Annotated in this window: 1 protein-coding gene; it reads left to right on the top strand. The window is 51.7% G+C overall.

Annotated features, from left to right (window positions below):
* Positions 1-63 precede the first annotated feature (63 nt).
* Positions 64-437: IS110 family transposase (locus ACMHXH_RS14880; protein ID WP_413738226.1), on the top strand; the 374-nt coding region annotated here is incomplete at its 3' end.

Consider the following 437-nt stretch of genomic DNA (forward strand, 5'->3'; position numbering starts at 1 on the left):
GCCGACATGTCTAAAGCTAACACACTTTTTATCGGGTTGGACGTACACAAGGAGACCACTGACGTGGCCTGGGTTTCTGATAAGTCTGCTGAGACAGTGCATTACCATGGCACAATCCCAACCAACCTGCGTTCATTCGATAAACTCATTAAAAATCAAACAGCCAAGACCAGTAAGATCTGTGTTATCTATGAGGCCGGTCCCTGTGGCTTCTGGCTCTATCGTCATCTGTTGCGCCGTGGCATTGAATGTTGGGTGGTAGCGCCGGCACTCATCCCCAAAGCTCCGGGCGACCGGGTCAAAACCGATAAACGCGATGCCATGACATTGGCCAGGTTAGCGCGTAGCGGCGATTTGCACTCTATTTATGTTCCGGATGAGCGGGATGAAGCTATCCGCGACCTTATCCGCTGCCGGGAAGATGCCATGCTCGATTT

This window comes from Shewanella sp. BJSY2023SW001 (genome assembly GCF_047314685.1).
In the GTDB taxonomy this organism is placed as follows: domain Bacteria; phylum Pseudomonadota; class Gammaproteobacteria; order Enterobacterales; family Shewanellaceae; genus Shewanella; species Shewanella indica.